This is a genomic window from Leadbetterella byssophila DSM 17132, assembly GCF_000166395.1.
In the GTDB taxonomy this organism is placed as follows: domain Bacteria; phylum Bacteroidota; class Bacteroidia; order Cytophagales; family Spirosomataceae; genus Leadbetterella; species Leadbetterella byssophila.
Map to the genome: position 1 here is coordinate 3,525,008 of NC_014655.1, position 13,027 is coordinate 3,538,034.

The following is a 13,027-nucleotide window of genomic DNA, read 5'->3' on the forward strand; positions in this document are numbered from 1 at the left end:
ACTTTTATATGATTAGTTTATCGCCAGGTTTTTGATTTCACCTCTGGCTTTCATCAATTCTATTTCAGCTACTTTAAATTGTAATAAGGCATCACTGTATGCATTTTGAGTACTGGTTAACTCAGCTTCTGCATTCAGTAGGTCCGTTAAATTTGCTAGACCCAATCGATAATTATTGTTAATGTTATCGTAGACTTCTTGCGCAAGTTCTAAGTTGGCTTTCTGATTATGTATAGATTCCAAACTATTCTTCATTTGGATCTTCGCACTCTCGTATGCCATTTTTAAAGCATTACTTGTGCCCTTGATTTCTTCTTTTTGTTTAAGAAGGTCAACTTTAGCCTGATCTAATCTCGCTCTTTTGGCACCACCATCATAAATCGGAATGTTGATATTCAAGGTGAAGTTCAGCATACTATAATTCAGGGCATTGCCGGTATAAAGATTGAATTTATTCGACTGTGTATTCTGAATCCATTGACCGCTTAAGGAAGCGCGAGGATAGAAATCAGCACGCATAGCATCTCTATTTAATCCTAATAACTCTTCCTGCTTTCTTAAAACCTTGATATTTAATAGTGATTCCACATCCACTTCCGGACTGATGTTCAGAGATGCTGCTAGTGTTTCCAACTTCTGCAGATCCTCTGTATGCAGTTCTATAGGTTCTGAAATAGGCATGGACATAGAGTATTTCAATACGTTTTTCTGAAGGTCAATAGCATTAAGCAACTGAGTCTTCTGGGTTTCCAGATTGACTTTGTTTACTTTAACTCTATCCACGTCAATCTTTTTGCCCAGGCCATTGTCTACAAGACCTTGTAAAACAGATTCTAATTTCTTTACTCTTTCCAGGTTATCTTCAATCAAACCTAACTTATGTTGATTGACAAGGACTTGGTAATAGTTTGTGGCTACTTGTTGTACTACATTCTCTTCACTGAGTTCTTTCATCAAACTATAAAACTCAGCAGAACCTTTCGCAGCTTTCAAACCTGTAAATAGCTGCTGGTTGTATAACTGTTGGCTCACTTGGACCTGAGTCATACCGTTCCAGGTTTGTCCTGCTTTAATAGCAATAAACTCACCAGGAGTTCCACCAAAAGCTTCTGCAGGTAATACGAATTGTTGTACTACCGGGTTTAAGGTAACTGTGGAAGTGGCATTCACTTGTGGTTTGGCGCCGGCTCTGGTCTCTTTTACTACATTTAGACCATTTTCTATGTCATACTGAGCCTTCTTGATGGCTTCACTGTTTGCCAATGCATATTTTAATGCATCTTGCAAAGTGATGACAGTCTGAGCATGTGTTCGAAGTGCCCCGAAGAAGAGTAGCACTCCCGTTACAAAAATTTTTGATTTCATCCCTTGAAGGTTTTTGTTGTTTTCACAATAAAGTAAGTGCAGTGTTAATGCCTTAAGTGATAGCTTTTTTTGAGCATACAAATTTCGCGATGAAATGTCCATCGGAAAACAGTTATTCCTTTAAACGGACATTTTTCGGTATGAAATTCATCTGAAATATTTGGTAGTCTCAAAAAATTTCATTATATTTATTATTTTTTGCATTATGTGATTATGGTCAGGCTATTGGTGCAAATTAGGGCCTTTAAATGACAGAGGCTTGTCAGTAGGTTGCTTCTAACCAATTCATCAATGGTGTATGTTTCTCCTTGCTCACCGTGATGGTTTCATCGTGGGGAATAGTAAGGATTATGGCCAACTTTCGCGCTCCATAGTTTTCTACGGATTTTACCGCACTTCTATTGACCAAATATTGGCGGTTTGCTCTAAAGAATCTGGTCCCTAATTTACTTTCCAGATCGTCTAAAGTTTTGGTCAAAAAATAAGATTTCTGATCAAAAGTCTTCAATAAAGTAGTTTCATTTCGTATACAAGCCAAAGCTATCTCTTTCTCTGATACTGGTATGATCTGATCCTTGTAGTGTACCAGTACAGAAGTAACTTTGGGTCTATGGTCTAATGAGCTTAAGATGGCTTCAATATGATGATTGGTGGGTGCCAAAGCCTTCTGTAGGCTTTTGTATTTATCTATAGCCTCTTTAATAGTGGTGACTGAAAAGGGCTTTAAAATGTAATGTATACCATTTGTCTTAAATGCGTTAAGGGCATATTCATCATAGGCAGTACAAAATATCACAGGTATGTCTGATTTTCTGTCGCGGAAGATCTCAAAACTCAAGCCATCACCTAATTGGATATCAGAGAATATCAAATCAGCTTCCAAGGGATGCTTAAAATATTCCAATGCTTCATTAACAGAACTTAAAGAAGCTATGATCTCAGCTCCCGGTTCTACTCTTGTTATGGCATCCGCTAAGTCTTCAGCCGTAAGTTTTTCGTCTTCTATGATGATAACCTTCATGCTATTGAGGTGGGATTCTCTTTGGATAACAACTTGATTTTTACACTAAAATATTGATCACATTCTTCAATGTGAATCTGGTCTCCGGTAAGGAGTTTGTATCTCTCAGCTAAATTACTTAGACCATTTCCGGTAGATTCAGAGATGGATCTTTTAGGCTTCAGATTATTTTTAACCTCTATCCAATCCCCCGAATGACAGATTCGAATCTCCAATGGAGAGGAATTCGTCAGTTCATTATGCTTTATGGCATTTTCCAATAGGGGTTGTAAAGAAAAAACAGGCAAATATCCTTTCACATTTTCGGGTATATCTACGATGTAGCGAAGAGCTTCCCCGAAACGGATTTTCTGCATCTCCATATAATCCTTGCAAGTTTTCAACTCCTCCTCCAAACTTACCAAAGCCTTCTTGTTTTGATTTACGGAAGCTCTAAGGAAATCAGACAAACTGATCAAATACTCTTCTGCTGTATCCGGATATTTTCTAATCAAAGACTTCAATACATTCAATGCATTAAACAGGAAGTGAGGCTGAATCTGTTGGCGAAGAAGCTGATTAGCAGTCTCCGCATTTCTGGTTCTTAACTCAGAATTTTCCAGATCTACTTTGACCTTAAGATCCTGTAGGATAATGAAATTATGTAAGAAATATACTACTGTATAAGCTATCGTGCTCAATAAAAGCAAGAAAAAATAGAGCCAAGGGCCCAAGCTATTGATCTTACTCTTTAAGAAAGCAGGAGAAACTATACCACAATCAATTAAAAACAAAGTGAAAAAGTGAGAAGCAAAGAATACAAGAGCAGTTACTATTAAACCACAGAGGTACTGTCTTTTGTCATTGATGGTAATAAAGCTGTGGTTCAAGCTGCTTTGCTTGTAAAAGCTCTTAAGCATTAGATAGTTAAGTAAGCTAAAGATATAGAACAATACAAAGGCTGTCCCCGTACGATATAACACACTAGAATACGTCTCTTCATGCATAAAAGAAGAAAGAAACGTTATCAGTGATACCGTCAAAGAAAAAGCTAAACTATATTTAAGAATATTCCTAGTAGGAATCTCGTAATCTTTCATGGCGCAAAGGTAAGTCGCTCTATATCTATATATAAATACTTCCTTACTAAAACGGACAAAAGTGGTACTGAATCCGTTTGAGTATGTCTTAAGATTTTTCTATTTTTTAATTAACTTTAAGTCTTTACAAAACGTCATTATATGAGAGCTATACTAACCTTCTTACTATTAGGACTATCCATACTTCTAAAAGCACAAAAATTCCCCTTAGATAAAGCCTTGCCTATGGACCCCGAAGTTAAAGTAGGGACTCTACCAAACGGCTTAAAATATTTCATCAGAAAGAATACGGAACCCAAAAATAGAGCGGAACTGCGTTTGGCAGTGAAGATAGGTTCTATTGTAGAAACCGAAGAGCAGAGGGGTTTAGCCCATTTCATGGAACACATGAACTTCAATGGAACTAAGAATTTCCCCAAGAATAATCTGGTGCAGTTTCTGGAAAAAAGCGGGATCAAGTTTGGAGCAGATATTAACGCATATACCAGCTTTGATGAAACCGTATATCAGTTGCCAGTTCCAACAGACTCTTTGGCACTTCTTGAAAAATATTTTTCAGTATTAGCTGACTGGTCAGGGAATGCTACCTTGGACCCCGAAGAGATAGACAAAGAAAGAGGGGTAGTATTAGAAGAAGCAAGATTACATAAAGGTGCTTCTCAAAGAATCCAAGAAAAGCTTTTACCTGTTCTTTTAGGTGGATCACATTATGCTAATCGACTTCCCATAGGTTTAGAATCCGTCATACAAACCGCTCCATACACTGAATTTCAAAGATTTAAAGAGGACTGGTACAGACCTGATCTGCAGGCGGTAGTGGCTGTAGGGGATTTTGATCCTAACGTCATTGAGAATATGATTAAAAAATATTTCTCGGAATTTAAAAATCCTAAAAATGCCAAGCCAAGAACTAAATTCAAGGTTCCTCTTAGAGAGGGTACTCAGGTAGTAGTTGTGAAAGACAAGGAACAACCCTATACCATAGCGCAACTATATTATTTGCATAAGCAGAAAAAGGAAATGACCGGGAAGGATAGGAGAGAAGCTATAGTAAGGACTCTATTCAATGTGATGATGAGCATGCGTTTCTCCGAGCTACAAAAGAGTGCAAATCCTCCATTTCAATTTGGTAGTACAAATTACTCCTCTTTCCTAGCAGATTTGGATGCTTTGAGCTCCATAGTGGTAGCCAAAGGGAATGACCTGGAAGGAGCCATTAAGGCAGTGATGCAAGAAAACGCAAGAGCCGGAAAGTTTGGATTTACGGCTACGGAATTAGAAAGAGCAAAAATGTCCTACAAAAGCAGCATGGAAAAAATGTACGCTGAGAAAGATAAAACCTCTTCTATCAACTTTGTAGAAGAATTAGTAGAAGCCTTTCTGAACGATCTGGTCATGACAAACATAGCTTTTGATAAGGAGTTTTTAGATCAATATCTGGCAGATATTTCTTTAGAAGAGGTTAATAAATTCACGAATGAAGTTTTTTCTTCCAAAGGGAAGGTTCTTGCCGTAATCGGTCCTGAAACGGCAGAGCTTCCGGAAGAAGGGATTCTCAAAGAATGGGTAAGTGCTGACCAGCAGAATGTCCAAGCCTATGTAGATGATGTGGTGGATGTGCCTTTGGTACAAAACCTTTCAAATGCCGGGAAATATGTAGCTCAAAAAGAGATTAAGGAAATAGGGGTTACGGAATTAGAGTTAGATAACGGGGTGAAGGTGGTGCTAAAACCCACTACGTTCAAGAATGATGAGATTCTTATCAGGGCAAGCAGATGGGGAGGAACCTCTTTATATGACGATATTGACCATCCGGCTTTTGCTAGTTTTGTGGCATCTAACAGCGGAAACGGACCACTGAACAATAAGCAGTTGAGCAAGTTCTTATCCGGTAAAGTAGTGAATGTTTCTGTAAGTGTAGGTCAACTGAGTGAAAGCGTTTCCGCATCCAGCACAAGGAAGGATTTAGAAACGGCACTTCAAATGATCTACAATAAGTTTACAAATCAAAATCTTGACGCGGAAGCTGTTTCAGGTGCCTTAGCGAATCAAATAGAGATCTTGAAAAATATAGAAGCTACACCCACGCCTGAAAAAGTATATGATGATACCTTGCAGGCCGTATTATCTCAAAATCATCCCCGAAGAGCACCTATGACCTCAGATAGGGTGGCAAAGATCGATGCTGAAAAGGCTTTAGCCATCTACAAGGAAAGATTCTCAAATGCAAACGGATTCGTCTTCGTTCTGGTGGGCGCATTTGAAGTAGAAGAAATCAAACCTCTGTTAGCTCAATACTTAGGAAGTTTACCCAGCAACGGTAAATTATCTACTTTCAGAGATTTAGGAATTACTCCTCCTGAAAAGAAGATGAATGTGGTGGTTAAGAAGGGGAAAGAAGATAAGGCTACTGTCACCCTGGTTTATAATGGTACTTACGAAGGTAAAGTAGAAGAAGAGAGGGTTTTAAATGCGCTAGGTGAAATCCTTCAGATGCGACTAACAGAAGAGTTAAGAGAAAATGAAGGTGGAGCATATTCTCCGTACGCTACGATCAATTATAGCAGATGGCCTACACCTAGGTACCAGGGGGTTATCAGTTTTGGATGTGCGCCTGTGAATGTAGAGAAATTAGTTGCCATCTGTAAAAGTGAAGTAGAGAAGTTAGTGAAGGAAGGTGCTCAAGAAGATGATATCCAAAAGTATGTGAATAACGAGAAGTTGAACTTTGAGACCTATCTCCAAAGGAATGCCTTCTGGGCCTCTACTCTTTTAAGCAAATATCAAAAGGGAGAAGATGTAAAAGGTATACTCCATGAAAATGATTATCTGAAGGAGCTTAGCACATCCAGTACAAAGGCAGCTGCTAAGAAATTTTTGTCTGATGATCGCTGGGTACAGGTAACCCTTTTACCTGAAGAATGAGACCCATTATCTTTGTGTAAAATTATATACTATGGCACTTACACCTTCTAATATGCTTAATCTGGGTACAGTTGCCCCGGATTTTTCGCTCATTGACACCAGGACGGCTAAGATTACTTCCTTATCTGACTGTAAAGGAGCTATGGGAACCTTAGTGATGTTCATTTGTAATCATTGCCCATACGTAATCCATGTTATGCCTGAAATCATGAAGGTGAGGCAGGATTATCCGCAAGTAGGATTTGTGGCCATTAGTTCTAATGATGTAGTGTCCTATCCACAGGACGGTCCGGATAAGATGAGAGAGTTTGCCAAGGAATGGAATATGGATTTTCCTTATCTTTTTGATGAGACACAGCAAGTAGCTAAAGCCTACGATGCTGCCTGCACTCCAGACTTTTACTTGTTTAACGCAGAGGATAAGTTAGTATATAGGGGAAGATTAGATGAGTCTAGGCCTAGAACGGAGGATCCAAAACCTTTGACCGGAAAAGATCTGAGAGGGGCTATAAATGCCTTGCTGGCAGGTGAACCCCTCTCAGAGATTCAATTCCCTAGTATGGGATGCAATATCAAATGGAAGGTTTAGAAAAGACCTCTTTCACGGCTTCTAAGAACTGTCTTCCAAACTTTACGCAGGGTTCGAGGTGATTTCCCTCGGCCCATTCATTCCATGAGTTGATAAAGACGATCTGCTCCTCTTCAGGGAATTCCTTCACATCTTCTACTGCGTCTATCAAGGAAGCTTTGAAGTCTTCTACATTTTGATTCTTCAAGATAACGGCGTTTTTGCCCTTTCTAGCAGTATTATCAAATCCCACTATGGGACATGGGAATCCCTTGTATTTGATCTTATGAATTTTCGCTCTCTCCTTGTATTGCTTGTAATCGTAGATCTTCAAGGTAGGGTTGATCACGCCTTGTAGCAAATTTCGAATCATTCGCTTTGGAGTAAATCCATCAATCCAAAACTCGGAAAGTAAATTATGACGGGTCTGGAAATGAATGGCCGTGTCAAAACCTATATCAGCAGGATTTCTGTTTGGATCGTGCGAATTACTTCCTACAAAATAGGGTTTTGGAACCCCATTTTCTGCACAGACTTCTTCAAAAATCTCAAACATGCGTCCCACCTCCGGAATATCAAAAGGTTTATAGATCAGGAAAATGGGTCGGCCATTGATCTTCATGTATCTCTCGTCTTTAAAAGACGGAATGAGCCATTCTGCATGAGCTCTGTGATCTTCCTCACTATACTTTTGCTCAATAAGAACTACACTTTCCTTATCCTGCCCCTCCCATCTTCTTGACCAATTTTCATTGGCCCAGAAATAACAAAAAGGGAAATCAGGCTCTTTGGAAGCCAGGACTTCATCTATTGGTTGATGAAGCAGGCGTTTGCCTGAAAACCAATAGTGGTAATAACAAAAACCGTGTATGCCGTATTCCTTTGCCATGTCCGCGTGCAATTGCCGGGTCTCCGGTACACGCAGATCATAATAGCCATTGTCAGTTGGCAATTGAGGTTGGTAGTGGCCTTTAAATTGTGGTTCTGCCGACGAAACATTTGTCCATTCCGTGAATCCTTTTCCCCACCACTTATCGTTCTCTGGAATAGGATGGTATTGCGGCAGATAAATCGCTACAGCTTTGGGCATTTACTTCTTCAAAAGATTAGTTACGAAAGGAGGAAGAATTTGACCAATAAACCAGTTAAAGTTCTTCTTTACCTTCACTCCGTCATAATTATCTCGTGTAAAATGAGTTCCTTCTGGCACTTCTTCACCCGGACGTGCCTTAAATAATGTAGATTTTTTTCCAGGTATTACTTCTCCTTCTGGTCTACCTACGGTGAAGTAGAAGAGACCTATGGATTTTCTTGTCATTCCTTCCGGACAAGAAATGATCTCTGGTACTCCATGATAGTTAAAGTCTGTTACATCAAATACCACCAATCTATTGAACAAAGGAGCAATCTTTACTTCGCATTTGGTCATGTCAGTATCCCAGAGTTCAAGGTCTCCGTTGTACTCCGGTTTCCAATCTTTATTAAGATAAAGAATAGCATTTATCCTTCTGGATAGATGAGGCAATTTCCCATGCATATTAAAGTCGGCATGTACACCTAACTTACCACCCGGTTTTAATTGATGTAAGCCTCCTCCTACGAAATAGGGGTCAGGCATCAAATTAGGTATGCCTGTCAGTGTCTCCAAAAAATAGATGAAGGGAGCCGAGTTAAATTGATACAGTAATTGGGACGTGAAGTCGGATACTTTTTCTTCTCCTTGGGCTTCCAGTTTTCCTTCAAAATAATTTTCGTACTCCTTCCAGATCTTTACATCCGGACTAGGAAAGTCTGCCAGAACCCTTTCCAGAGGTTCGGGGTCCATGAAATTATCAATAGAAATGTGTGGAAAAGGTTTAGCGGTTTTGTATTCCTTAGCTTTTGACTTCGCTAGTGCTTGAAGTTCAGCCGTGTTAAAATATAACTTCATATTTTAGTTTAGGTAAAGGAACAGGGGTTGCAAAATAGTTTTATTCGGCAAATATACAATCAAATAAGCGAGTACCCTAAGCGCCCGTCTCTATTTTGTGTAAACGTTAAGATCTTCCTTTTGGTCTACATACTATTCTGTTTCTTCCTCGTGATCTAGTGTTTTTGTGATCTTGTCAATGTTTAAACTGTTAGCCATGGCCGTAAAGATTTCATAGTATCTTCCTTTCTGGTCAAAGAGTGCTTCATGATGTCCACTTTCCACCGCTCTGCCCTGTTCTAGAACTACGATGTTATTCGCGTCAATTATTTGGGAAATACTATGTGATATGATGATTACCGTACGGTTTTCTTTTATAGCATCTAAGCTCTTTTTGATCTGTTCGGTAGCTATTGCATCGAGACTGGCTGTGGGTTCATCTAGGAAGATGATGGGCGGATTTTTTAGGAATAATCTGGCAATAGCTATCCTCTGCTGTTGTCCTCCTGATAAACTTCTTGCATCTGACTCGTAACCTTCTGATAAGAGCATGACCTGGTCATGGATATACGCTTTTTTCGCAGCATCAATCACCTCTTCATCCGTGGCGTCTGGTCGGCCGTAGCGAATATTTTCAGCTATAGTTCCCTTAAAGATGTGATTCTTCTGTAGTACTAGACCGATGTGCTTTCTCAATTCTGTAGTATCATAGTCTGCCAAATCCACGCCGTCTATGAAGATTTGACCACGAGTAGGCTCGTAGAATTTGTCCAATAGATTTACGATAGTACTCTTCCCTGCTCCACTTAAACCTACTAGGGCGGTGGTTTCATCAGGAGGAATGGTCATACTGACATTGAAAAGGGCTTGGTTACCGTTTGGATACACAAAGTCTACATTTTTCAATTCTATTTTGCCTTTCATCTGGGCAGGAATATACTTTCCGCTGTTCTCTATCTGATGCTCTGATTCCAAAATATCGAAGAATCCTTCCGAATAGATCAGGGCATCATTCACTTCATCGTAGATGCGGTGCAACTGCCTGATGGGAGCTGAGATATTACCAAATAACATCACATGGAACATGATAGCACCTATAGACATTTGGCCGTCTAATACAAAGTAGGCGGTCAGGATGATGATGATCACCACGCCGATTTGTTCTATCAAACTCTTGATACTATCAAAAATAAAGGCAGTTTTACGTGTTTCCAGTTGGTTATTCGTCATGTCCAATTGGATCAATCTATGTTTCTCTGCTTCATCATTCTCGCGGACAAAGGATTTGATGACGGTGATAGATTCTATTAAACTGATGATGCTATGGTTTTTAGTTTCTCTGTAGTTCCTCATTTTTCTACGGAAACCACTTAGTTTATTGGCTTGGTATTGGCTGATATAGAAATAGATGGGAACTATACATAAACTCACTAAGCCCACCCAGAAGTTGGCCGAGAACATAGCGATTAAGGCCACAATGGCATTGGCAAATAATGGGAAGATATCAATGAAAAAGTTCTGTACCAGACGGGTTAGGCTGCTGATTCCCGTATCAATCCGTGTTTGAAGTTTACCACTTTCGTTCTCTGATGAGGTGTAAAATGCCAAACGATAGGTGAGGATCTTTTCCACTATTGATTGAGAAAAATCTCTGGCAATCAAGATACGTAATCGTTCTCCGTAATATTTCTGTCCAAACTGAACGACGGAGTTAAGGAGTTCCTTTCCTAATAAAATAGAACTAATGACGGTAAGTAAGGAAAATCCTTTACTGAGAGGTTCCTTTGCTACCATCAATTCGGAAATAGAATCTACTGTATATCTAAGAATATAGGCATTTACTTGGGCTGCAAAGGAACCTATCACGGTCAAGACCAAGGTTAAGATGACGAGTACTCTGTAAGGTCTTACAAAGGGTCTTAACTTTTTAAATAAGGCGGTTAATGTCACGGATTTGCGAGAGTTGTATGGACAAATATAGATTTATATTGTTAGTTTTTACGAAGCATTTCCTTTAATTAGCATCTGAAACAAATTTTAACGATCATGAAAAACTTCATCCTCATTACTCTATTATTGGCCGTTTTCTCTTGTGCCAAAAAGCAGTATTCTTCGCATAATAGTATGAATTCACTGGACTGGAATGGGGTCTATGAAGGTAGACTACCGGGTGGAAATGCCGTGCTAACTTTAAATCAAGATCTTACCTATAGTTTAAGCCAGGGAGGGAAAACTACTAATGGAGATTTTGTTTGGGCTGAAGATGGGGGTAGAATACTTTTGGCAGAAGATAACATTCATTTAAAGGTGGGAGAGAATTTTGTAAGAATGGTTACAGTGAAGGGAAAGGACTTAGGAGATTACCAGTTAGAGAAGAGATTCGGAGGGGATTTAAGCATCAAAGAAAAATATTGGAAACTTGTGGAGCTTAATGGAAAACCCATAAAAGCAGGTCAAAAAGAACCTCACCTGATCATTAAGGAAGGACGAGTAACCGGAAATGGTGGCTGCAATGGATTTAGCGGTAGCTATGAATTAGATGAATCTACCATGAGAATCAGCTTTAGTAAAGTAGCTGCTACACAGATGGCATGCATGGATGCAGAATATGAAAGCGAGTTCTTTAGCGTCCTAAACACGGCTGATAATTATACCACAGATGGAAAGACATTGAGTCTCAATAAGGCCAGGATGGCGCCATTAGCAAGATTTGAAGCGGTCTATATGAAATAGTAAGAAGGGTGCTACAATAGAGTGCCCCCAAAAAGTTAGACACTAATTGGGGGCATTTTTATGAGCAGGAAAGTAAAGTATGATCTAGCGTTTAAGCTAAGATGTGTAAAAGATGTTTTAGAAAAACATCAATCAATAGTAAGAGTAAGTGACAGCGTGGGGATTAAGGAAGTTCTTTTACGGAAGTGGTTACAAGAGTATGAAATAGGTGGTTTAAAAGGCCTGGAACCTAAGGTGAGCAATCGGACTTATAGTTCATCTTTTAAACTCAATGTTTTAAAGGCTATCGAAAATGAGAATTTAAGTTTAAAGGATGCGCGATTGAGATTTCGTATTCCAAGTGACTCAACCATAATCACTTGGCAAAGGAATTTTGCTACCTTTGGAGTCAACGGTTTAGAAAGCAAACCCAAAGGCCGTCCCATAACTATGAATCGCAAACCCAAAGCACCTTTAACGAGATTAGAAGAGCTAGAATTAGAAAACGAACGTTTACGTTGTGAAAATGCTTTTCTAAAAAAGTTGAGAGCCTTAATTCAAGCCGAGGAGGAACAACGCCGCGGACAATCGCAAAAGCCATACAAGAATTAAGGCCGGAGTTTAATCTACAGTTATTGTTAGATTGCTCTCATATGGCTAGAAGTAGCTTTTATTATCATCAACTCTGCAGTAAAAGCGACAAGTACCGTGAGCTAAAGGAGCTCATTAAATGCATTTATCATAAGCATAAAGGGCTTTATGGCTACAGAAGGATTACAGATGAGCTGCAAAAGCTAGGCCGGATCATCAACCATAAAACGGTTTTAAAGTTGATGAGTTTATTGGGATTGAAGAGCTTGATTCGAAGGAAGAAATACCAGTCGTATCGGGGAGATCAAGGTAAAATAGCACCTCATATTTTACAACGTAACTTTAAAGCGGATCGGCCAAATCAGAAATGGGTAACAGACATCACAGAATTTAAAGTTCGAGACAAAAAACTTTATCTGTCGCCGATAATGGATCTTTATAATCAAGAAATTATCAGTTATCAGTTAAGTGAACGTCCTAGTTTTGACCAAGTGGTAGATATGCTCAAAAAGGCATTCAAAAAGATCCCTACTAGTACCGAACTACTGTTCCACTCTGACCAGGGATGGCAATATCAAATGAAACAATTCCAAGCTCTGCTTAAGAAAAAGGGAATTGTACAAAGCATGTCAAGAAAAGGAAATTGCCTAGACAATGCCATTATTGAAAATTTCTTTGGAACACTAAAAGCTGAAATGTTTTACATCCAAAAAATCAATTCAATTGAAGAACTAAAAAAGGAAATCAAAAACTATATTTACTATTACAATCATGAAAGAATAAAGTCAAACCTAAAAAAAATGAGCCCGATTCAATATCGAACTCATTTCTCAGAAACTTAATTTTTAACCGTCCAA

General features: G+C 39.1%; 11 protein-coding genes. 5 read left to right on the top strand and 6 right to left on the bottom strand.

Features of this window, described 5'->3' with window-relative positions:
- Positions 1 to 12: 12 nt before the first annotated feature.
- The 3 genes from LBYS_RS15620 to LBYS_RS18465 all read right to left on the bottom strand — a co-directional run bounded on the left by LBYS_RS15620 (position 13) and on the right by LBYS_RS18465 (position 3,285).
- Positions 13 to 1,365, bottom strand: coding sequence for a TolC family protein (locus LBYS_RS15620; RefSeq protein WP_041824872.1), 1,353 nt, complete (start codon positions 1,363 to 1,365; stop codon positions 13 to 15).
- A gap of 262 nt (positions 1,366 to 1,627) precedes the next feature.
- Positions 1,628 to 2,386: a LytR/AlgR family response regulator transcription factor gene (locus LBYS_RS15625; protein WP_013409813.1), complete on the bottom strand. Its 759-nt coding sequence runs from the start codon at positions 2,384 to 2,386 to the stop codon at positions 1,628 to 1,630.
- Positions 2,383 to 3,285, bottom strand: coding sequence for a sensor histidine kinase (locus tag LBYS_RS18465; RefSeq protein ID WP_222836520.1), 903 nt, complete (start codon positions 3,283 to 3,285; stop codon positions 2,383 to 2,385). Before LBYS_RS18465 ends, LBYS_RS15625 begins: the two co-directional genes overlap by 4 nt.
- A 321-nt stretch (positions 3,286 to 3,606) precedes the next feature.
- On the opposite strand from LBYS_RS18465, the gene LBYS_RS15635 reads away from it, so the two are divergent.
- Entirely contained in the window at positions 3,607 to 6,390 is a 2,784-nt protein-coding gene (locus LBYS_RS15635) for a M16 family metallopeptidase (RefSeq protein ID WP_013409815.1), read from the top strand.
- Between the two features lie 31 nt (positions 6,391 to 6,421).
- Positions 6,422 to 6,979 (top strand): thioredoxin family protein, encoded by a 558-nt coding sequence (locus LBYS_RS15640; protein ID WP_013409816.1) that lies wholly within the window; start codon positions 6,422 to 6,424, stop codon positions 6,977 to 6,979.
- Here LBYS_RS15640 and LBYS_RS15645 read toward each other — a convergent pair.
- The 3 genes from LBYS_RS15645 to LBYS_RS15655 all read right to left on the bottom strand — a co-directional run bounded on the left by LBYS_RS15645 (position 6,963) and on the right by LBYS_RS15655 (position 10,817).
- The gene (locus LBYS_RS15645) at positions 6,963 to 8,048 is read right to left on the bottom strand and encodes a glycoside hydrolase family 99-like domain-containing protein (RefSeq protein WP_013409817.1); all 1,086 of its coding nucleotides are present in this window, start codon (positions 8,046 to 8,048) and stop codon (positions 6,963 to 6,965) included. The two genes, LBYS_RS15640 and LBYS_RS15645, sit on opposite strands and share 17 nt — an antisense overlap.
- The gene (locus LBYS_RS15650) at positions 8,049 to 8,888 is read right to left on the bottom strand and encodes a 2OG-Fe(II) oxygenase (RefSeq protein ID WP_013409818.1); all 840 of its coding nucleotides are present in this window, start codon (positions 8,886 to 8,888) and stop codon (positions 8,049 to 8,051) included.
- A 132-nt stretch (positions 8,889 to 9,020) separates the two neighbouring features.
- A complete protein-coding gene (locus tag LBYS_RS15655; protein ID WP_013409819.1) occupies positions 9,021 to 10,817 on the bottom strand; it encodes an ABC transporter ATP-binding protein in 1,797 nt (598 codons plus the stop codon).
- 96 nt (positions 10,818 to 10,913) lie between these two features.
- On the opposite strand from LBYS_RS15655, the gene LBYS_RS15660 reads away from it, so the two are divergent.
- From LBYS_RS15660 to LBYS_RS15670, 3 genes are read left to right on the top strand one after another with little or no spacing between them, the layout of a single operon-like run.
- Positions 10,914 to 11,600 carry an META domain-containing protein gene (locus LBYS_RS15660; protein ID WP_013409820.1) on the top strand — a complete coding sequence of 229 codons (687 nt, stop codon included), beginning with the start codon at positions 10,914 to 10,916 and terminating at the stop codon, positions 11,598 to 11,600.
- Between the two features lie 60 nt (positions 11,601 to 11,660).
- Positions 11,661 to 12,191 carry a transposase gene (locus LBYS_RS15665; RefSeq protein ID WP_013407553.1) on the top strand — a complete coding sequence of 177 codons (531 nt, stop codon included), beginning with the start codon at positions 11,661 to 11,663 and terminating at the stop codon, positions 12,189 to 12,191.
- Positions 12,179 to 13,012 carry an IS3 family transposase gene (locus LBYS_RS15670; RefSeq protein WP_229310490.1) on the top strand — a complete coding sequence of 278 codons (834 nt, stop codon included), beginning with the start codon at positions 12,179 to 12,181 and terminating at the stop codon, positions 13,010 to 13,012. Before LBYS_RS15665 ends, LBYS_RS15670 begins: the two co-directional genes overlap by 13 nt.
- The last annotated feature ends 15 nt before the right edge of the window (positions 13,013 to 13,027 follow it).

Bases quoted from the DNA above. Each gene is read 5' to 3' on its own strand.
- LBYS_RS15640 (WP_013409816.1), top strand. From the start codon at position 6,422: ATGGCACTTACACCTTCTAATATGCTTAATCTGGGTACAGTTGCCCCG.
- LBYS_RS18465 (WP_222836520.1), bottom strand. From the start codon at position 3,285: ATGCTTAAGAGCTTTTACAAGCAAAGCAGCTTGAACCACAGCTTTATT.
- LBYS_RS15650 (WP_013409818.1), bottom strand. From the start codon at position 8,888: ATGAAGTTATATTTTAACACGGCTGAACTTCAAGCACTAGCGAAGTCA.
- LBYS_RS15620 (WP_041824872.1), bottom strand. From the start codon at position 1,365: ATGAAATCAAAAATTTTTGTAACGGGAGTGCTACTCTTCTTCGGGGCA.
- LBYS_RS15635 (WP_013409815.1), top strand. From the start codon at position 3,607: ATGAGAGCTATACTAACCTTCTTACTATTAGGACTATCCATACTTCTA.
- LBYS_RS15665 (WP_013407553.1), top strand. From the start codon at position 11,661: ATGAGCAGGAAAGTAAAGTATGATCTAGCGTTTAAGCTAAGATGTGTA.
- LBYS_RS15625 (WP_013409813.1), bottom strand. From the start codon at position 2,386: ATGAAGGTTATCATCATAGAAGACGAAAAACTTACGGCTGAAGACTTA.
- LBYS_RS15660 (WP_013409820.1), top strand. From the start codon at position 10,914: ATGAAAAACTTCATCCTCATTACTCTATTATTGGCCGTTTTCTCTTGT.
- LBYS_RS15645 (WP_013409817.1), bottom strand. From the start codon at position 8,048: ATGCCCAAAGCTGTAGCGATTTATCTGCCGCAATACCATCCTATTCCA.